The 19,715-nt window shown below is 66.9% G+C and carries 15 protein-coding genes and 1 riboswitch; of the genes, 8 read left to right on the top strand and 7 right to left on the bottom strand.

Annotated elements, in window-relative coordinates:
- Positions 1-92 precede the first annotated feature (92 nt).
- From DVT68_RS06220 to DVT68_RS06200, 5 genes are all read right to left on the bottom strand, one after another.
- Positions 93-1,010, bottom strand: a complete 918-nt coding sequence (locus DVT68_RS06220) for a CPBP family intramembrane glutamic endopeptidase (RefSeq protein WP_233523360.1) — start codon at positions 1,008-1,010, stop codon at positions 93-95.
- A gap of 416 nt (positions 1,011-1,426) precedes the next feature.
- A complete protein-coding gene (locus DVT68_RS06215) occupies positions 1,427-3,028 on the bottom strand; it encodes a peptide chain release factor 3 (protein ID WP_114824118.1) in 1,602 nt (533 codons plus the stop codon).
- Positions 3,029-3,112: 84 nt separating this feature from the next.
- The gene (locus DVT68_RS06210; RefSeq protein WP_114824117.1) at positions 3,113-3,613 is read right to left on the bottom strand and encodes a GFA family protein; all 501 of its coding nucleotides are present in this window, start codon (positions 3,611-3,613) and stop codon (positions 3,113-3,115) included.
- Positions 3,614-3,624: 11 nt separating this feature from the next.
- On the bottom strand, positions 3,625-4,290 hold the full coding sequence (locus DVT68_RS06205) for a M24 family metallopeptidase (RefSeq protein ID WP_114824116.1): 666 nt from the start codon (positions 4,288-4,290) through the stop codon (positions 3,625-3,627).
- 76 nt (positions 4,291-4,366) lie between these two features.
- Complete coding sequence (locus DVT68_RS06200; RefSeq protein ID WP_114824115.1) at positions 4,367-4,723, bottom strand: DUF1304 domain-containing protein; 357 nt, start codon at positions 4,721-4,723, stop codon at positions 4,367-4,369.
- Positions 4,724-4,936: 213 nt separating this feature from the next.
- Here DVT68_RS06200 and DVT68_RS06195 point away from each other — a divergent pair, with 213 nt between their 5' ends.
- From DVT68_RS06195 to DVT68_RS06180, 4 genes are all read left to right on the top strand, one after another.
- Positions 4,937-5,728 carry a hypothetical protein gene (locus DVT68_RS06195; protein ID WP_233523359.1) on the top strand — a complete coding sequence of 264 codons (792 nt, stop codon included), beginning with the start codon at positions 4,937-4,939 and terminating at the stop codon, positions 5,726-5,728.
- Positions 5,729-5,877: 149 nt separating this feature from the next.
- A riboswitch (SAM riboswitch) is annotated at positions 5,878-5,995 on the top strand.
- 85 nt (positions 5,996-6,080) lie between these two features.
- A complete protein-coding gene (gene metX, locus DVT68_RS06190; RefSeq protein WP_114824114.1) occupies positions 6,081-7,109 on the top strand; it encodes a homoserine O-succinyltransferase MetX in 1,029 nt (342 codons plus the stop codon).
- A gap of 36 nt (positions 7,110-7,145) precedes the next feature.
- The gene (metB, locus tag DVT68_RS06185; protein ID WP_114824113.1) at positions 7,146-8,336 is read left to right on the top strand and encodes a cystathionine gamma-synthase; all 1,191 of its coding nucleotides are present in this window, start codon (positions 7,146-7,148) and stop codon (positions 8,334-8,336) included.
- Entirely contained in the window at positions 8,333-9,412 is a 1,080-nt protein-coding gene (locus DVT68_RS06180) for a homoserine dehydrogenase family protein (protein ID WP_114824112.1), read from the top strand. The genes metB and DVT68_RS06180 overlap by 4 nt, the downstream gene beginning before the upstream one ends.
- A gap of 99 nt (positions 9,413-9,511) precedes the next feature.
- Here the strand turns inward: DVT68_RS06180 and DVT68_RS06175 are convergent, their stop codons facing one another.
- Complete coding sequence (locus DVT68_RS06175; protein WP_114824111.1) at positions 9,512-11,128, bottom strand: APC family permease; 1,617 nt, start codon at positions 11,126-11,128, stop codon at positions 9,512-9,514.
- 227 nt (positions 11,129-11,355) lie between these two features.
- Between DVT68_RS06175 and DVT68_RS06170 the strand changes: the two genes are divergently transcribed.
- The gene (locus DVT68_RS06170; RefSeq protein WP_114824110.1) at positions 11,356-12,357 is read left to right on the top strand and encodes a tetratricopeptide repeat protein; all 1,002 of its coding nucleotides are present in this window, start codon (positions 11,356-11,358) and stop codon (positions 12,355-12,357) included.
- A gap of 229 nt (positions 12,358-12,586) precedes the next feature.
- Here the strand turns inward: DVT68_RS06170 and DVT68_RS06165 are convergent, their stop codons facing one another.
- On the bottom strand, positions 12,587-13,969 hold the full coding sequence (locus DVT68_RS06165; RefSeq protein WP_114824109.1) for an L-serine ammonia-lyase: 1,383 nt from the start codon (positions 13,967-13,969) through the stop codon (positions 12,587-12,589).
- Between the two features lie 331 nt (positions 13,970-14,300).
- Here DVT68_RS06165 and DVT68_RS06160 point away from each other — a divergent pair, with 331 nt between their 5' ends.
- The 3 genes from DVT68_RS06160 to DVT68_RS06150 are packed head-to-tail and all read left to right on the top strand — an operon-like array spanning position 14,301 to position 19,696.
- Complete coding sequence (locus DVT68_RS06160; RefSeq protein ID WP_114824108.1) at positions 14,301-16,637, top strand: TonB-dependent receptor; 2,337 nt, start codon at positions 14,301-14,303, stop codon at positions 16,635-16,637.
- A 32-nt stretch (positions 16,638-16,669) separates the two neighbouring features.
- On the top strand, positions 16,670-18,658 hold the full coding sequence (locus DVT68_RS06155) for a serine hydrolase domain-containing protein (RefSeq protein WP_114824107.1): 1,989 nt from the start codon (positions 16,670-16,672) through the stop codon (positions 18,656-18,658).
- Positions 18,659-18,679: 21 nt separating this feature from the next.
- Positions 18,680-19,696: a dipeptide epimerase gene (locus DVT68_RS06150; protein ID WP_325050415.1), complete on the top strand. Its 1,017-nt coding sequence runs from the start codon at positions 18,680-18,682 to the stop codon at positions 19,694-19,696.
- The last annotated feature ends 19 nt before the right edge of the window (positions 19,697-19,715 follow it).

Raw genomic sequence — 19,715 nt, 5'->3', positions numbered from 1 at the left:
GCCATGCGTCTTCGTCGATTCGTGGCGGCCCTTGCTGCCGGGCCTTGGGGCCTGGTCAGGTTATACGCACGCCTGTGAAGGCGGTAGCGGCCTCAGGTGGCCGGAATGCCACGTCGACGCCAGGCCGGGGGCACGATGCTGTTGCGCCGGACGGCGATGACGAGCAACACAGCCGAGCACGCCGAGCACACCGCGAGCGCCACCACCGACGCCTCGGCGCCGAATACACCGCCACTCAGCCAGTCCGGCCCGGTGCGGTTGGACACCAGCCAGCCGTGCGCCGCTGTGCCGGAGACGGGGATGCCGTAGACCGTGCCTTGCATGACGTTCCACGCCGCATGCAGGCCGATGCATGGCCACAGCGAACGGGTGACGTGGTAGATCAGGGCGAGCAGCACGCCGGCCTCGATGGCGATGGCCAGCGAACTCCACAGTGTGGCGCCGGGGTTGAAGATGTGCGCGGCGCCAAAAAACAAGGCCGAAATGGCCAGCGCCCACCACGTGCCCAGGCCCTCTTCCACGATGCGGAACAGCACGCCGCGCGTCATGATTTCCTCAGCCACGCCGGCGCCGACACCGACGATCAGCACGGCGGGCAGCCAGTTCACATCGGGGTTGGTTCCGGTCACGTGGTAACTGTCGGCGAGCCAGAGCACAAACACGACCGTGCTGAAGAGCACCGCGCCAGCCACCAGTCCGGCCACGCCCAGCGTCGGCAGGTCGCGTGCTGCGAACTCGTCGAGCGGGCGCCGCTCGATCGCCTTGACCAGCACCACGTAACTGAGGACAGCCGGGAGCAAGGAAAGCGCCAGGATGCCGAGCGAACGGATGAGCGGCGTCACGCCAGGGCCGACGATGCCCATGCCGGTCACGGCCGCGTAGCTGAGCTTGTAGAGCACGAACATCAACGCGGCGAAGAACACGATGCGGGCCGGCGGCGAGAACACCATCCAGCGTTGCCATGGCGTGGCGGTGGCGGGCGTCGTGAAGGCGATCGGGTTGGCTGGCACGAAGGATCACTCCCCTGTTTGGAGCGGGGAGGGTAGCAGTGCGGGTGGAGGTGGGCACGGGCCGGTGGTCACATGCGGCCTGCTCGCGTTGCTCGGTTCAGTGTGGATGACGCCGTGCCCTCGGGTTCGTCATTCCTGCGAAAGCAGGATGTGATTCACAGCACCTAATGGCGGGTCATTCAGCGCTTTGGTTCGAGCGCCGAAAGGCACTGGGTCCCTGCCTGCGCAGGGACGACGGTGAGGGGGATCGAGGATTTCGTCATTCCTGCGAAAGCAGGAGGCGTTTCACAACAGCCAACGGCTGGTCATCCAGCGTCTTGGCTCGCACGCCTGAAGTCACTGGGTCCCTGCCTGCACGGGGACGATGAATGTGTGGCGGCGTGCCCGGGCGTGAGTCCCGGGCATTTATCGGCGACTTAAAGATCGACCGACGTGGCGTGCTCGCGGGTTGCCGAGAACCGCACTGCTGGCGAACGCTCCTGCGCCAGCTGCAGGTTCACACGCGAGGGCGCGAGGTAGACCAGCTCACCCGCCGCGTCGATGGCGAGGTTGTTGGCGTTTTTCTCGCGGAATTCCTCGAGCTTCTTGGCGTCGTCGCAGTGGATCCAGCGCGCGGTGGCGACCGTGACCGGCTCGAAGCTGGCATCCACGCCGTACTCGTCCTTGAGGCGGTAGGCCACCACGTCGAACTGCAGCACGCCCACCGCGCCGAGGATGAGGTCGTTGCTCATCAACGGACGGAAGAACTGCGTGGCGCCTTCCTCGGACAGCTGGGCCAGGCCCTTCTGCAGCGCCTTCATCTTCAGCGGATCGCGCAGGCGAGCGCGGCGGAACAGTTCCGGCGCGAAGTTCGGGATGCCGGTGAAGCTGACCATCTCGCCCTCGGTGAAGGTGTCGCCGATACCGATGGTGCCGTGGTTGTGCAGGCCGATCACGTCGCCGGGATAGGCGTTTTCCACGATTTCGCGGTCGCTTGCCATGAAGGTGAGCGCGTTGGCGATGCGCACGTCCTTGCCGGTGCGCGTCTGCATCATCTTCATGCCCGCGTTGTAGGTGCCCGAGCAGACGCGCATGAAAGCGATGCGGTCGCGATGCGCCGGGTCCATGTTGGCCTGGATCTTGAACACGAAGCCGGTGAGGGCGCCTTCCTCAGGCTTCACTTCGCGCGACAGCGTGGCGCGCGAGCGCGGCGAGGGCGCGTGCTCGACGAAGAAGTCCAGCAGCAGCTGCACGCCGAAGTTGTTCACGGCCGAGCCGAAGAACACCGGGGTGAGCTTGCCGGCCAGGTACTGCTCCACGTCAAACGGATGCGAGGCGCCCTGCACCAGCTCCAGTTCGTCACGCAGCTCGGCCAGCGCCTCGGCGCCGATGGCGGCCTCCAGGCCCGGGGCGTCGAGGCCCTTGAAGATGGTCGAGTCCTGGCGGGTGAAGTTCTTGCCCTGCTCGAACACGTGAACCTCGTCGAGCAGCAGGTGGTACACGCCCTTCAGGCGCTTGCCCATGCCGATCGGCCAGGTCAGCGGCGCGCAGGCGATGCCGAGCACGGACTCCACTTCGTCCAGCAGCTCGATCGGCGAGCGGCCTTCGCGGTCGAGCTTGTTGATGAAGGTCATGATGGGCGTGTCGCGCAGGCGGCACACCTCCATCAGCTTGATGGTGCGTTCCTCCACGCCCTTGGCGCAGTCGATCACCATCAGCGCCGAGTCCACCGCGGTGAGCACGCGGTAGGTGTCTTCGGAGAAGTCGGCGTGGCCCGGGGTGTCCAGCAGGTTGACGATGCGGCCCTCGTAGGGGAACTGCATCACCGAGGAGGTCACCGAGATGCCGCGCTCCTTTTCCAGCGCCATCCAGTCGGAGGTGGCATGGCGGGCGGCCTTGCGGCCCTTCACCGAGCCGGCCATCTGGATCGCGCCGCCGAACAGCAGCAGCTTTTCGGTCAGCGTGGTCTTGCCCGCGTCAGGGTGGCTGACGATGGCGAAGGTGCGGCGGCGGCGGGTTTCGGTGAGATGCGTGGACATGACGGTTTCTGGGCTCGCGAACCCGCCATTGTACCAAGGGTGGGGGAGGGGCGTTTTCGTTCCCTCTTTTGCGGCAGGACGGGGTCAGGCCCGGCCCTGGGCCCGCTTTTCCCGGATGACCTGGCGCCGTTGCAGGCTTTCCGGCGACCACACCCGGTCGATGTCGTAGAACTCGGGCGCGGTCCGGGCGCCTTCGGGTATCACCACCCAGGGCTGCCTGGAGGTGACATGGATGTGGATATCCGGACCGACCCGATCCGGCTCGTCCAGCGTTCCCACCCGCACGAAGGCCACGTCGTCGCCGCCGCCGGCGTAATGGCTCCACAGGGCCAGCCGGCATTCGGGACAGCGCAGGATCTTCTGGCCGCGGCCGCTCTCCGAGGGTGTGACGATGACCTCGGGCATGCCCTGGAGCAGGGTGAGGCGTTCGGTCTCCACCATGGCGTTGAGGGCGAACGAGGCGCCGGTTTCGCGCTGGCACCAGCGGCAGTGACAGCAATGCACGATGAGCGGAGGGCCGATCATCCGGTAGCGGATCCGGCCGCAGTCGCAGCCACCTTCGATCACGGGATTACCGGTCATCATGTTGCGCCCTCCTAATCGATGGTCAGCAGGTCCTCGTAGAACGCGCCGTACGCTTCGGTGGGATGGGTGATCTGGATCTCCAGGATCCACAGACCGCCTGACGGCCGTTCGCCCAGCTCGCCGAGGTCGCCGGCCTTGTGCACCGAGTGCGGGAAGTCGCTGACGCGATGGCCCTTGATCTCATGGTTGAGTCGCCAGCCCATCGCCTCGGCCTGTTGTTCCGCGAAGGCGTACAGGGCTTCGCCGGTGAGGCCGCGGCTTCGCCAGGCGCCGGCGACCAGCTGGAACAGCTCGCGCGCGGCATCGGCGCAGGCCTGTTTTTGCGGTGAGTGGCCGGTGACGAAGGTGTCGCCCGCGTCGCCTTCGTGCCCGGCGAAGACCAGCCCCAGGTCGATGAAGTAGATGTCGTTCTCACCGAGGCGCACGCTGGCATCGGAAGGCTCGCGATAGGTCAGCGTGGTGTTGGCGCCGATGCGGATGATCACCGGGTGCCACAGTCGCTCCATCCCGAGTTCCCGGAACACCTCGGCGGCCGCGATGCGCGCCTCCTCCTCGCTGATGCCGGGCTGCATGCGCTCGCGGATACCGCGCAGCGCCTGCCAGGTGCGCTCGCGTGCGTGCTGCATCAGCTTGGGGTCGAAGCGGCTGCCGACCGCTTCCTGCGGTGTCGAGGTCATGGTGCGTCCGTCGGGATGGCGGGAGGGCGAGCATGGCACAGGCCCGTCGCGGGCACATGCGCCACAGGTCCCGGGCTCAGGCCAGCAGCACCAGCACCAGGCCGAACAGGGCGGGGAGCGCCTGGATCCACAGCACCTTGCGCGTGGCCGTCAGGCCCCCGAACAGGCCGGCCACCAGCACGCAACCGAGGAAGAACAGCTGGATGGCGCGCCCGTCGTGGCCCAGCCACAGGCCCCACAGCAGCCCGGCGGCGAGGAACCCGTTGTAAAGCCCCTGATTGGCGGCCAGTACCTTCGACTGCCGGGCGAACTCCTCGCTGAGGCCAAAGGCGCGACGTCCGGACGGCCGGGTCCACAGGAACATCTCGAGCACCAGGAACCACAGGTGCAACAGGGCGATCAGGGCAACAACGAGGCTGGCGGCTAGGTACATCGGCGATCTTGAGGATGCTTCTGGGGAGGCGAAGTGTCGCAGCGGACACACCGCGCGGCAAACGCCGCTCAGCCATCCAGCCGATGGTTTCCCCGGAAGGGCCCGCGTAGGTTCGTGCGGCCGGGCAATGAACGGAGTCGGGCTGGACAGCGACGTCAGCGCCAGGGGAGGGAGGCCGCGCCCGGCTACATCCACATCCGGGGAGTCGCAAGCATGAAGAACTCACGTTATCCGATCCTGCTGCTGGTCCTGCTGTGTCCCATGGCCGCCGCGGCGCAAAGCGCGTTCGACGGCACCTGGAAGGTCGACATGAGCAAGGTGCAGATGCCCAAACAGCCGGACGTGGTGGTGGTGCAGAACGGCGAGTACGCCTGCAAGACCTGCGTGCCGCCGTTCCAGGTCAAGGCCGATGGCCAGGACCACGCGGTGTCGGGGCATCCCTATTACGACTCCGTGGCGCTCACGGTGGTCGATGCGCGTACCGTCAAGGAGACCGACAAGAAGGCCGGAAAGGTGGTCACCATCGTCACGACTACGGTGGCGCCGGATGGCAAGTCGGCGCATTTCGAATTTACCGACAGCAGCAACACCAACGGTGCGCCGGTCACCGGCAGCGGCGAGATCACCAGGGTGGCCGCTGGCCCTGCGGGCTCCCACGCCGCGTCGGGCTCGTGGGTGACCTCGAGTTTCGACAGCCTGTCCGACAACGGCACGACGTTCACCTTCAAGGAGGAGGGTGGGGTGCTTAGCATGTCCACGCCTGCCGGCCAGTCGTACCAGGCCAAGATCGGCGGCGCCGAGGCGCCCTACAAGGGGGATCCGGGCATCACCAGCGTGTCCGTCAAGGAGAGCGGAAGCAACGTCCTGGTGGAAACCGACAAGCGCGACGGCAAGGTGATTTCCGTGTCCACGTCCACGCTGTCGGCGGACGGCAAGAGCATGAAGATCGCGGTGGAGGACAAGCTGCACAACCGCAGCTCGTCGTACGTGGCCATCCGGCAGTGACGGCAGGTTGCGCCCGCGCCACTTGGTTGCGGGCGCAACCTTTTATGGCCCTTTCGCATGAAATCCATGGGTATGGCAAGGGAAGTGAAGGTGCATAGACGTTTAGACGTCTATTGACAGCAAGGAAGGCTGCGGATAGATTTCTCCACTACTCATCGAGACCGGCTGAGGGACAGGCCCTTTGAAGCCGGGGCAACCTGCGGAGCAGTTCCGCAACGGTGCCAATTCCTGCGGCGGGGCCCTCGGGCGCCAGCCGCGAGATGAGGGCAGATCCGCACCGCCGCGCGTCCGCTGGCCGTGCGCCCGCTCTCCTCTCCGGTCCGCAGGTCGATGCCGACCGGAGAAGAGTGAGATGTCCAGCCAGCCGCAACCCGTCCCGCCCGCTGTGTCCGCCCTCGTCGCGGCAGCCGGCGCCATGCGGCCGGACCTCACCACCCAGCGCAGCGCCCGCCGCGTCACGATTTCTCCCAAGTACGGCAGCGCGCCGTGCGAGGTGGACGTGCGCTACCTGTGGTGCGGCGCTCCGGATGCCCCCACGGTGATCGTGCAGGGCGGCATCTCGGCCAGCCGCGACGTGGTGGCGCTGGATGGCGAAACCGAAGCCGGCTGGTGGCAGGCCCAGGTGGGCGCCGGTCTTCCGGTGGACCTCGATCGTTACCGCGTGCTGTCCATCGACTGGATCACCCCGGCCGACCTCGGCGGCGTGCAGGCCGTGTCCAGCGAGGACCAGGCCGACGCGCTGGCCGCCCTGGTCGAGGCGCTGGGCATCGGCCGCGTGCATGCCTTCATCGGTTCCTCCTACGGCGCCATGGCCGCGCTGGCCTTCGCCGCACGCCATCCCTATGCGCTGGGTCGCCTGGTGCTGCTGGCCGGCGCGCATCGCCCGCACCCGCTGGCCACGGCGCAGCGCTCGGTGCAGCGCGGCATCGTGCGGCTGGGCCTGGATTGCGGCCAGCCCGAGCAGGCGCTGGCGCTGGCCCGCCAGCTGGCCATGACCACTTATCGCGGCAGCGAGGAGTTCGCACGCCGCTTCAACGCGGCCCCCGAGTTCCGCGACGGCCGCTTCCACTTCCCGGTCGAGGACTATCTCGAGCACGCCGGCCGCCGCTTCGTCGAACGCTTCGACGTGGAGCGCTTCCTGGCGCTGTCCGAATCGATCGACCTGCATGACGTGACGCCCGAACAGGTCGCCGCGCCGGCCACCCTGATCGGCTTCCCGTCCGATCGCCTGGTGCCGCTGGCGGACCTGTGCGAGCTGCAGCGCCGCCTGTACGGCCCGGCCACGCTGGAAGTGGTCGAGTCGCCGTACGGCCACGACGCCTTCCTGAAGGAAACCGACCGCCTCGCGCCGCTGCTGCGCGATGCCCTGGCCGGTTGTTGACCCGATACCAAAAAGCGATACGCACGGAGATCCACCATGAGCGACACCCCCGCCCCCAGCACCCGCGCCGTGCGCGCCGGCATCGAATCGGACACCCAGCATGGCGCGGTGGTGCCGCCCCTGCACCTGTCGACCAACTACGCGTTCGAAGGCCTGGGTGGCAAGCGCCCCTACGACTACTCGCGCAGCGGCAATCCCACCCGCGATCTGCTGGGCGAGGCGCTGGCGGAACTGGAGCAGGGCGCCGGCGCGGTGGTGACGGCGAGCGGCATGGCGGCGGTGGCGCTGGCGCTGGAGCTGGTGCCGGCGGGTTCGCTGGTGCTCGCGGCGCACGACTGCTATGGCGGCACCTGGCGTCTGCTTGATGCGTGGGCGAAGAAGGGTCGCTTCCAGGTGCGCTTCGTCGATCTCACCAACAGCCACGCGCTCGCCGAAGGCCTGGCGCTCAAGCCGTCGCTGGTGTGGGTGGAAACGCCTTCCAATCCGCTGCTGCGCATCACCGACATCCGTCACGTGGCGCAGGCCGCGCACGCCGCCGGCGCGCTGCTGGTGGTGGACAACACCTTCCTCTCGCCCGCGCTGCAACAGCCGCTGACGCTGGGCGCCGACGTGGTGGTGCATTCGACCACCAAGTACATCAACGGCCACAGCGACGTGGTGGGCGGCGCCGTGGTGGCGCGTGACCAGGCGGTGGCCGACCAGCTGAAATGGTGGGGCAACTGCAACGGCCTCACCGGCGCGCCGTTCGACAGCTTCCTCACCCTGCGCGGCCTGCGCACGCTCAGCGTGCGCCTGCGCCAGCACCAGGAAAACGCAGTGCGCATCGCCGAGCGCCTGGACGGCCATGCCGCCGTGCGCAAGGTCTACTACCCCGGTCTGGAGAGCCATCCGGGCCACGCGCTGGCGGCGCGCCAGCAGCTTGGCTTCGGCGCCATGCTGAGCTTCGAGCTGCAGGGCGAGGTGTCGCATATCGAGGCGTTCGCGGACGGCCTGCGTTACTTCTCGCTGGCCGAATCGCTCGGCGGCGTGGAAAGCCTGGTGGCGCACCCGGCCTCCATGACGCATGCCGCGATGGCGCCGGAAGCACGTCGCGCCGCCGGCATCGCTGATAGCCTGCTGCGCCTGTCGGTGGGCATCGAGGATGGCGACGACCTGCTGCGCGACCTCGACGCCGCGCTAGAGCGCGCCGAGGCCGTGTCGGTCGCCAAACGCCGGGTGAGCGCATGAGCGCGGTGCTGGCCACGGAAGTTCCGGGCAAGGCGCAGGTGGCCTCCCCGATTGCCGCGGTGCTGCTGGGCACCGGCGTGGTCGGTGGCGCCTTCCTGAAGTTGCTCAACACGCAGGCCGCGGCCTCGATCCGCCTGGTCGGCGCCGCCAACTCGCGACGCCAGCAGATCCGCGCCGAGCACCTGGCCGACCGCGCATTGCGCGAGAAGCTCAAGAATCTCGGCGATCCGCGCAATGACGCGGAGCTGTTGCACGCGCTCGACGCCAACGATGCGCCGGTCAAGGTGATCATTGACGCGACCGCCTGCGGCACGCTGGCCTCGCGGCACGCGGAGTGGCTGGCCCGCGGCTACCACGTGGTGACGGCCAACAAGTCGCTGGCCGGCGGTGATCTCCCGGGCTGGCGCGCCTTGCAGGCGGCGCTGGCGCAGGGCGGCCGCTATGGTGATTCGGCAACGGTGGGCGCGGGCCTGCCGGTGATCTCCACGCTGCGCCGGCTGCGCGGTTGCGGCGACGCGCTGCTCACGCTGGAGGGCGTGTTCTCCGGTTCGCTGTCTTACCTGTTTAACCAGTACGACGGCAGCCAGCCGTTCTCCGCGCTGCTGCGCCGTGCGCGCGAGCTTGGCTACACCGAGCCGGATCCGCGTTGCGACCTTTCGGGCGAGGACGTGGCGCGCAAGCTGCTGATCCTCGCGCGTTGCGCCGGATTTGCCCTGCGTCCCGACGAAGTGGAGGTGGAAAGCCTCGTGCCGGAAAGCCTGCGTGGCGTGGACGTGGAAACCTTCCTCGCACGGCTCGAGGAGCTCGACGAGCCGCTGGCCGCCCGGCACGCCGAGGCGAAGGCGCGCGGTGGTTCGCTGCGCTTTCTGGCCCGCCTCAACCAGCGCGGCCGCGCCCGCGTGGGCCTGGTCGAGGTGCCGGCGGATCATCCGGCCACGCGGCTGTATGGCACCGACAACCAGTTCGCGCTCAGCACCACCCGTTACAACACCCAGCCGCTGGTGATCCAGGGTCCTGGGGCAGGGCCGGAGGTGACGGCGCAGGCGTTGCTCGGAGACGTGCTGGCGCTGGGCTGATCTCCTATGGGGTTGGCGCGCCCGTGGTGCGGCTCGCTCAAAAGAAAAACGCGCGGCTCATCACCGCGCGTTTTTTCATGCAAGCTTGAAGTGCGTTGATCAGTGGTGCGGCGGATTCGCCAGCGCCTCCGCCTCGGCCTGCTCCACCGATGGTGTGCGCCAACCTGACTTGACGCCCCACACGTAGAACACCAGGCCGACCGCGGCGACCACGGCCAGGTCCGAACCGTAGGACAGATAACCCAGGCCGCCGAAATCCGTGCTGCCCAGCCAGGACACCAGGGCCAGCGTGGGCAGGTAGAGGATCAGCCACCAGGCGCCCTTGAGCTGGCGGGCGAAATCGTGCCAGCCGGCCTTGAACTGGAAGTAGAAATACACCGGCAGCGCGACGACCATCAGCAGGATGATCTCGCCGGTGAGCGGCCAGCGCGCCCAATACAGCAGCTCGGTGGCCATGATGAAGGCGACGCCGGCCAGCACCGGCAGGCCCACGATGCGCAGCGGGCGGTGCAGGCTGGGCGCAGTGCGACGCAGCGTCATCGCGCTCACCGGGCCGGTGAGGTAGGAAATGATCGTCGCCACCGAGATCACCGCCGCCAGCGTGCCCCAGCCGCGGAACTTGAACAGGAACAGGTAGGACACGGCGAGGTTGAACCACATGGCCGCGCGCGGCACGCCCCACTTCGGATGCACGCGGCCCAGGAACTTCGGCATGGTGCCGTTGCGCTCCATGCCGTAGATCATGCGGGCGGTGGTGGCGGTATAGGTCATGCCGGTGCCGCTGGGGCTGATGAACGCATCCACGTACAGCAGCATCGCCAGCCAGTGCAGGTTGACGATGATGGCCAGCTCGGCGAACGGCGAGCGGAAATCGATGCCATGCCAGCCGGCCTTGGCCAGCATGTCCGGCGGCACCGAACCGAGGTACGCCACCTGCAGGATCACGTAGACGATGGTGGCCAGCACGATCGAGCCGATCACCGCGAACGGGATGCTCTTGCCTGGGTTGTGCGCTTCGCCGGCCAGGTTCACCGGGCTCTGGAAGCCGTTGAAGCTGAAGACGATGCCGGCGGTGGCCACGGCGGTGAGCACGGCGGCGAAATCGATCGCGTGCGCATCGCCGTGCACGCCCACCGCGAAGTTGCCGCTGTGGAAACCACTGGCGATCAGCGCCAGGCCGGTCGCGGCCGGCACCACCAGCTTGAAGATGGTGATGGTGGTATTGGAGCGGGCGAACAGCTTCACGCTCCAGAAGTTGAGCAGGAAGTAGATCAGCACCAGCACGGCGGCGATGGCCAGTCCCGGCGGGGTCAGTTCGCCATGGCCGTCGGGCAGGTGCATGTACATGTCCTGCGCCCACTGCCACGGCCATGAAGCCATGTACTGCACCGAGGCCTCGGCCTCCACCGGGATCACCGAGACGATCGCGATCCAGTTAGCCCACGCGCCGATGAAGCCCACCAGCGAGCCGTGCGAATAGTGGCTGTAGCGCACCATGCCGCCCGACTCGGGGAACATCGCGCCGAGCTCGGCGTAGGTGATCGCGATCGTCATGATGATCGCGGCGCCCAGCACCCAGGCCCAGACGGCGCCGGGACCCGCCAGGCCGGCCGCGCGCCATGCACCGAACAGCCAGCCGGAGCCGATGATCGAGCCCAGGCCGGTAAGCATGAGGGCGAACGGGCCGACATCGCGGCGGATGGGAGATTGAGACATGCGGGTCCCCAGGTCGTTGGATCGAAAGCCGCCTCCCTGGGCGACACAAGGGGCGGATGATGACAGACCGTTCACCGTGCTGTCAGCCTGTCGGGGCCACGAGGCATGGCGCGGCGCAGCATGCAGGTGCTTGAATCGATGACGGAAACGGTCCATCACGTCGCCCAAATTGGCTGCGCCGGGCGGCGGCGCTAGTATCGAGGTTCCCCGGGAGAGGTGTGCGTGCCATGGTCCGTGCCGCCCAGCTGCTGGCCTTTGCTCTGTCCCTCTTCATCATGGCGGCGCAGGCGTTCGCTCCGCAGGATGCCCAGCGCGCCGACCTGCAGCGACGAGCGGAGGCGGGCGACGCCCAGGCCCAGGTCACGCTCGGTCGCGCACTGCAAGGCGACGCCAAGCCGGAGAACAAGACCGCGGGCGTCGAGTGGTACCGCAAGGCCGCCGTGCAAGGGAGTGCCGAGGGCGCCTGGCTGTTGGGCAGCGCCTACATGGCCGGCGCGGGCATGGCGCGCGACGTGCCCAACGCCATCGAATGGATGCGCAAGAGCGTCACCCTCGATCACAACCCCGACCACATGGCCGTGCTGGCGGTGGCGCTGCTGGCCACGGGCAGTGCGCCGGAGGCTTTGAAGTGGGCGCAGGAGGCCGCGGACAAGGGCGCGCCCAAGGGCATGGAGCTGGTGGCGATGGCGCATCTGTCGGGCGAGATGGGCTTGCCCAAGGACATTGCGGCCGGTGAGCAGTGGCTGCTCAAGGCGGCCCAGAAGGGCGATCCCGATGCCCAGCTCTCGCTCGGACAGTTCTATGTGTCGGGCATGTTCGGGCGGCAGGATCCGGCGGCCGCGGTGCGCTGGCTGCAGGCGGCGGTGGATGGTGGCAGCGCCCGCGCGGCCGGGACCCTCGCGTATTTCCTGATCACCGGCAAGGACGGCGTGCCGGTCGACGCGGCGCGCGGCGTGACGCTGGCGCGCAAGGCCATCGCCAGCAACGACATGCTGGGGCACTACGCGATGGGCGTGGCCTACGTGACCGGCTCGGGCGTGGCGGAAAACCCGGCCGAAGGCTGGTACCAGATTTCGCTCGCGCAGCGCATGGACAGCCAGCAGCAACTCAAGACAGCGGGCGACTATCTGGCAAAGGCGGCGGCAAAGCTGAGCACGACGCAACTGACCGCATTGAAGGCGCGCGTGGATGCCGACGCGGCGAAGGTGGCGACGCCGTCGGGGACGTGAGGGGCGTGATGTTCAGCGCCCTTTAGCTCGTCATCCCAGCGAAAGCTGGACGGAGCGCGAAGCGCGGAGAACGCCCGCAGGGCGGCCCCGAAGGGGCGAGCGCAGCGAGTCATCCAGTGACTTTTAGCGTCTGAGAATCAGAGGCGCTGGACCCCAGCTTTCGCTGGGGTGACGGGTGGGACAGGGCGAGGAACTGTGAAGGCCGCGGCTAGCGCTTTAACAGCGCAGCTCAGCACTCGATCACGTTGACGGCGAGGCCGCCGCGCGAGGTTTCCTTGTACTTGTCCTTCATGTCGCGACCGGTTTCACGCATGGTGGTGATCACCTTGTCGAGCGACACGCGGTGCTTGCCGTCGCTCTTGAGCGCCATGCGGCTGGCGTTGATCGCCTTCACCGAGCCCATCGCGTTGCGTTCGATGCAGGGGATCTGCACGAGGCCGCCGATCGGGTCGCAGGTGAGGCCGAGGTTGTGTTCCATGCCGATCTCGGCGGCGTTCTCCACCTGCAGCACGTTGCCGCCCAGCGCGGCGGTGAGGCCACCGGCAGCCATCGAGCAAGCCACGCCGACTTCGCCTTGGCAGCCGACTTCGGCGCCGGAGATGGAGGCGTTTTCCTTGTAGAGGATGCCGATCGCGCCCGCGGTGAGCAGGAAGTCGACGATGCCACTCTCGTCCGACTTCGGGCAGAAGCGGTGGTAGTAGTGCAGCACGGCCGGCACGATGCCTGCGGCGCCGTTGGTCGGCGCTGTCACCACGCGGCCACCGGCGGCGTTCTCTTCGTTCACCGCCAGCGCGTAGAGGTTCACCCAGTCGAGGATGGTCAGCGGATCCTTGAGCGAGGCTTCGGGCTGGGAGCGCAGGTCCTCGGCCATCTGTGGCGCGCGACGCGCAACCTTGAGTCCGCCGGGCAGCACGCCGGGCGAGCGCAGCCCGCGATTGACGCAATCTTGCATGGCCTTCCAGATGGTGAGCAGGCCGGCGCGCGTTTCCGCCTCACTGCGCCACACCTTCTCGTTCTCCATCATCAGCTGCGCGATGGTGAGGTTGTGCTTGTGGCACAGGTCCAGCATCTGGTCACCGGTGGAGAAGGCGTAAGGCAGCTCGGTGGTGTCGGCGACGATGCGGTCTTCGGCAGCCTCGTCCTGGTTGACCACGAAGCCGCCGCCGACCGAGTAGTAGTCGCGCGTGGCCAGCTCATGGCCTTCGGCGTCATACGCCGTGAAGCGCATGCCGTTGGTGTGGAACGGCAGCTTCTGGCGCTTGTTGAACACCAGGTCGCGCTTCTCGTCGAATTCGATCTCGTGCTTGCCCAGCACGTTCAGCCGATGGGTGGAGCGGATGCGCGCAAGCGTCTCGGGGATATGGTCCGCGTCAACCGTGTCCGGATGCGACCCTTCGAAGCCCAGCAGCACCGCCTTGTCGGTGCCGTGGCCGCGGCCGGTCATCGCCAGCGAGCCGTACAGTTCGGCGCGCACGCGCGCGACGCGATCAAGCACGCCCTTTTCTTCCAGCCAACGCTCGGCAAAACGCGCGGCGGCGCGCATCGGGCCCACGGTGTGCGAAGAGGACGGGCCAATGCCGATCTTGAAGAGGTCGAAAACGCTGACAGCCATGGAAGCACGCAGAGTGGGCGGGGGGACTCTCTATTTTACGCAGGCTGATCCAGCATGCTTGCCGCGCCGCAGCGTCGGTTCAGTGCGGCGGCGTATGGGATCGCAAGGTTTTCGAGGGGGGCTAGCCCCCCATCCGCCTTGAGGGGGCCGCCCCGAGCCGCCTTCCACCACATTCAAGACAGGGCCAACCGCTTCCGCATGCCGATCCACCGCACCTCTGGCGCGGGATCGCGGTGCTGGCGTTGGAAGGTATAGAAATACCATTGACACAAAAATGGTAGTGAGATAACACTGGGAGAGCGGGTACCTAACTCTCCGGGGGGAGAACGTGATGGAACGTCGTCTTTCGCAGTTCAGCCGTCGCTGTATCTGTTCTGCTGTTGCCGCTGTCTTGATGAGCCCGCTGTGCGTCATGGCGCAGCAACCGGATGCGGGGGCATCCAACGCCACACTGAATGCCGATGCCGACAGCAGCCAGTCGGCTGCACCTGTCGCCAGCGGAGACCAAGCCCAGGGCGGACAGACGTCCGCTTCTGCGTCATCGGCCACACAGCTGGGCACGGTCATCGTTACCGCCAACAAGCGCACCGAGCGTCTGCAGGACGTGCCGATGGGCGTGTCGGTGATGGCCGGGCCGCAGCTGGAACGCCAGAACGCCACCAGCTTCTCCGACTACGCCACGCAGATTCCGGGTCTCAACACGATCTCCACTGGCGAGGGCCAGACGCAGCTGGTGCTGCGTGGCGTGACGTCGGGTAGTGGCCAGCCCAACGCGGCTGTCGGCACCTACATCGACGACACGCCGTTCGGGTCGAGCACGGTCTATGCGCTCGGCAGCCTGCTGACGCCGGACATCGATCCTTATGACCTGCAGCGCATCGAAGTGCTGCGCGGCCCGCAGGGAACGCTTTACGGTTCGAACACCCTGGGCGGCCTGCTGAAGTTCGTCACCACGCCGCCGGACACCACGCAGGCCAGCGCTCGCATCGGCGTCGGTTCGAGCACTGTCGATCAGGGCGGCACGGGCTACGCCGCCCACGCCACGGTCAACCTGCCGCTGGTTCCCAACACCCTGGCCCTGCGTGTGAATGTCTACGACCGCAGGGATCCCGGTTACATCGACAACGTCACCACCGGCCAGTCCAACGTCAACCAGGCGGACGTTTCCGGCGCCCGTGCGCAGTTGCTGTGGACGCCTACCGACAAGGTCTCGGTGAACTTCTCCACGCTGGCGCAGAACTTGAGCAGCGATGGCGGCGCCAACAGCGGCGTGGACATCGATCCGAACACGCTCGAGCCGATTTATGGCGACAACAAACAGGCGCGTGCGGCGAGCACGGGCGAGATGAAGCTCAAGTACCGGCTCTACGATCTGGCGGTGAATGCCGACTTCGGCTGGGCCAAGCTGGTCTCCAACACCAGTTACGGCACCCTGGGCCTCAACGAGAACACCGACGTCACCGACGCCTACGGGCCGCTGCTCAATCCGTTGTTCGGACTCGAGAACGGCGGCTACTCGATCCGCCAGCCGGTCAACATGAAGAAGGCCACGCAGGAACTGCGCCTGCAGTCGCCGCAGGAACAGTTGCTGGAGTGGCGCGTCGGCCTGTTCTACACGCATGAACGCAGCACCGATAGCCAGAGCGTGTTGAGCTTCGACGCCAACACCGGCGCACCGATCGCACTGCCGACGCTGGCTGACCTGAGCATTGGCCCGGCGCTGTTCACCGAGTGGGCGGGCTATGGTGACGTGACCTGGCATGCAACCGACAAGCTCAGTGTGCTGGTCGGCGCCCGCTACAGTTACGACAAGACCTCGTACACGCAGAGTGGCACCGGTTTGCTGACCGGTGACAGCCAGTTCAGCACGAACGGCACCGATCGTCCGGTCACCTATCTGCTCAACCCCAGCTACAAATTCAGCGATGACCTGATGGCCTATGTGCGCATCGCTTCCGGCTTCCGTCCCGGCGGCCCGAACGTGGGTGTCCCACCGGGATTGGGCGCGCCGGAGACCTTTGGTCCGGACAAGCTGGTCAGCTACGAGATTGGCCTCAAGTCGTTGATGCTGAATCAGCGCATGAGCGTGGATGTGGACGCGTTCTACATCGACTGGCGCAAGATCCAGCTGGCCGAGACCGCGGGCGGCTTCAGCTTCCTCGGTAACGGCGGCAAGGCGTACAGCAAGGGCCTGGAGGCCAACTGGCGTTACACGCCGGTCGCCGGCCTCACGCTGTGGGCCAATACCACCTACACCCAGGCCGAGCTGGCCGCGGACACGCCGCCGGGTGGCGTGTACGGCAACAAGGGTGACTCGCTGCCTTATGTGCCCAAGTGGAACGTCAACGTGGGCGCCGATTACAACTTCGCGCTGGGTGGTGGCTGGTCCGGCTTCGTCGGCGGCAATTTCAGCTACGTGGGCGAGCGCAAGTCGGACTTCAACACCGTGCCGGCGCCGCAATTCTCGCTGCCCAGCTTCAGCAGCATCGACGTGCACACGGGACTCAACATCGACAAGTGGTCCTTCGGGCTCTACGGCAAGAACCTCGCCAACAAGCGCGGCATCACGGCCATGAGCGGATTGACGCTTGACCCGGTCGCGAGCCCGTTCCAGGCCAACTACCAGACGCCACGCACCTTCGGCGTCGACGCCAGCGTCGAATTCTGAACCAACCCCTGCACCCAACTTTGGAGTGTTGCATGAATCATTTTGTTAAACGGTTGGCCGCGCTGGCCGCTTGCGTCACCGCAAGCGTCGGTCTGGCGCAAACGCCGACCGCTCCTCCGACGCCCACCACCGAGGCCGCGCCGGCGATCAGCCAGGACGCAGGCACGCACGCGCTGACCTCGGAAGACCTGTCCGCGTTCTTCGACGGCATGGTGCCCTTCGCCATGCAGCGCGGCGACATCGCCGGCGGCGTGGTGGTCGTGGTCAAGGATGGCAGCATCCTGTTCTCGCGCGGCTACGGCTATGCCGACCTCTCGGCACGGACGCCGGTCTCGCCGGAGAACACGCTGTTCCGCCCGGGCTCGACCTCGAAGCTGTTCACCTGGACGGCCGTCATGCAGATGGTCGAGCAGGGCAAGATCGACCTCGATCACGACGTCAACGAATACCTGGACTTCAAGATTCCGCCGTTCGAAGGCAAGCCGATCACCATGCGGAACTTGATGACGCATACGGCCGGCTTCGAAGAAGTGGCGCGCGATCTGTTGCCGGCCACCGCCGAGGAAGTCAATCTCGAGCGCTACCTGAAGACCCATCTGCCCACGCGCATCTTCGCGCCGGGTGAGAAGGTGGCCTATTCCAACTACGGCTGCGGCCTGGCCGGCTACATCGTGCAGCGTGTCTCGGGCGAGCGTTTCGAAGACTACATCCAGCGGCATATCTTGCAGCCGCTCACCATGAACCATTCGACCTTCGACCAGCCGCTGCCGCCCGCGCTGGCGCCGCTGATGGCCAAGGGTTACAAGACCGCGTCCGATGGCGTGGCCCAGCCGTTCGAGTTCGTGGATCCGCCGCCGGCCGGCGCGCTCAGTTCCTCGGGCCGCGACATGGCGCAGTTCATGATCGCCCATCTGCAGAACGGTCGCTTTGGCGATACCCGCATCCTGCAGGAGGCCACCGCCAAGCTGATGCACAGCCCGCAGTACACCGCCTCGCCGGGCATGGCGGGCTTTGCCCTCGGCTTCTATCAGGAAGACCGCAACGGCCTGCGCATCATCGGCCATGGCGGCGACACCGAAGTCTTCCACAGCGACCTGCACCTGCTGCTGGACAAGGGCGTCGGCGTCTTCATGTCGTTCAACAGCCTCGGCGTGGAACCGGGCGGCGCCCATACCATCCGTCCGGCGATCTTCTACGCCTTCCTTGATCGTTACTTTCCGGCTCCGCTGAAGGAGCAGCCGGCGATCGCCTCGGCCAAGGCGGATGCGGCGAAGGTGGCGGGCTGGTACGAGTCGAGCCGTCGCAACGAAAGCGCGCTGCGTCCGTTCAACGTGCTGGGCCAGATGCACGTCAATGCAATGCCCGATGGCACCGTGACCATCGCCGCCCTGGCGGACTATGCCGGCAAGCCGTTGCACTGGCGCGAAGTCAGCCCGCTGCATTACGTGGAAGAACACGGCCAGCGCAAGCTCGATTTCGTGGCTGACGCGGATGGCAACATCAAGTACTGGGCGACCGACCATATTTCGCCGGTGTTCGTGTTCGATCGCATTCCGGCCGCCAAGAGCCTGGGTTCGGTCAGCTGGCTGGCGGGTCTCTCGCTGCTGGCCGTGGTCACCGCGCTGCTGTTCTGGCTGCTGGGCTGGTGGGCGCGTCGTCACTACCAGCGCACGCTGGAGCTCGCGCCGGTCCTGCGTCGCACTCGCCTTTACTCACGCGTCGGGGCCCTGTTGTTGCTGGGCGAGATGCTCGGCTGGGTGCTGATGATCGCGGCGATCATGGCCGATGAGGACATCCTGCTGCGCGGCACCGGCACGCCCTGGTTCTACTTCCTGTATGTGCTCGGTGTGGTCGCCATCCTGGGCGCCCTGGCGGTGGTCTGGCACGCGCTGCGCAACTGGCAGCTGGGCTTGCGCAGTCTGTGGGTGCGTGTGGGTGAGACGCTGCTGGCGCTGGCCGCCTTGTACCTGGCCTGGTTCATTCTGGCCTTCGGAATGATCAGCTTCAGCGTTCGCTTCTGAGGCGGGAGAGATTCAATGAACATGCATAAGACAACCTGCGTGACGATGACGGCCTCCATCGAACGCGTCGAGATGACGGCGCCGTTCCGCATCACCGGTTACACGTTCACGCATAACGAGATGCTGGTGGTCCGCCTGGAGTGTGAAGGGAAGGTCGGTGTTGGCGAGGCGCTGGGCGTGTACTACCACCAGGACACGCCAGCCACCATGCTCAAGCAGGTGGAAGCCTTGCGCCCCATCATCGAAGGCGGCGTGTCGCGGCAGCAGTTGCTGACCCTGCTGCCTCCCGGCGGAGCGCGCAATGCCGTCGACAGCGCGCTGTGGGACCTGCAGGCGAAGCTGCAGGGCAAGCCGGTCTGGGAACTGGCGGGCCTGCAGCCGCCCAAGCCGTTGCTGACCACCTTGACGGTCAGCGCGGAAGATCCCGAGGTGATGGCGACGCGCGCGCGTGCTTACACCGAGGCGCGCGCGATCAAGCTGAAGCTGACCGACGACGATCGCAATGCCGAGCGTGTGCGGGCCGTGCGGGCGGCCTGCCCCGACGCGTGGATCATGGTCGACGCCAACCAGGGCTTTACCCCTGATACCTTCAGGGCGCTGCTACCGGCGCTGGTGGAAAGCCGAGTGGCCGTGGTGGAGCAGCCGTTCCCGGTGGGCCAGGAGGCCTGGCTGGATGGACTCGACAGTCCGATCCCGCTGGCGGCCGACGAGAGCGTGCAGGATCACCGCGACCTGCCGAAACTGGTTGGCCGCGTGAAAATCATCAACATCAAGCTGGACAAGTGCGGGGGGCTTACCGAAGGCCTGATCCTGGCGGACAAGGCGCGCGAGCTGGGCTTCGAGCTGATGGTCGGCAACATGGGTGGGACGTCCTGGTCGATGGGGCCGGCCTTCGTGGTCGGCGCCCTTTGCAATGTGGTCGACCTCGACGGTCCGCTGTTCCTGAAGTCTGACCGCTCGCCGGCGGTCAGCTACCAGGACGGGCGGATCTCGTGCCCGGATGCGGTGTGGGGTGGTCCCGCGGGTGTGGGTCCGTAAGTCATGGAGGGAGTGACGT

Origin of the sequence: Dyella solisilvae (assembly GCF_003351225.1) — a bacterium.
Taxonomy (GTDB): domain Bacteria; phylum Pseudomonadota; class Gammaproteobacteria; order Xanthomonadales; family Rhodanobacteraceae; genus Dyella; species Dyella solisilvae.
This window is presented reverse-complemented; position numbering and strand designations above follow the sequence as displayed.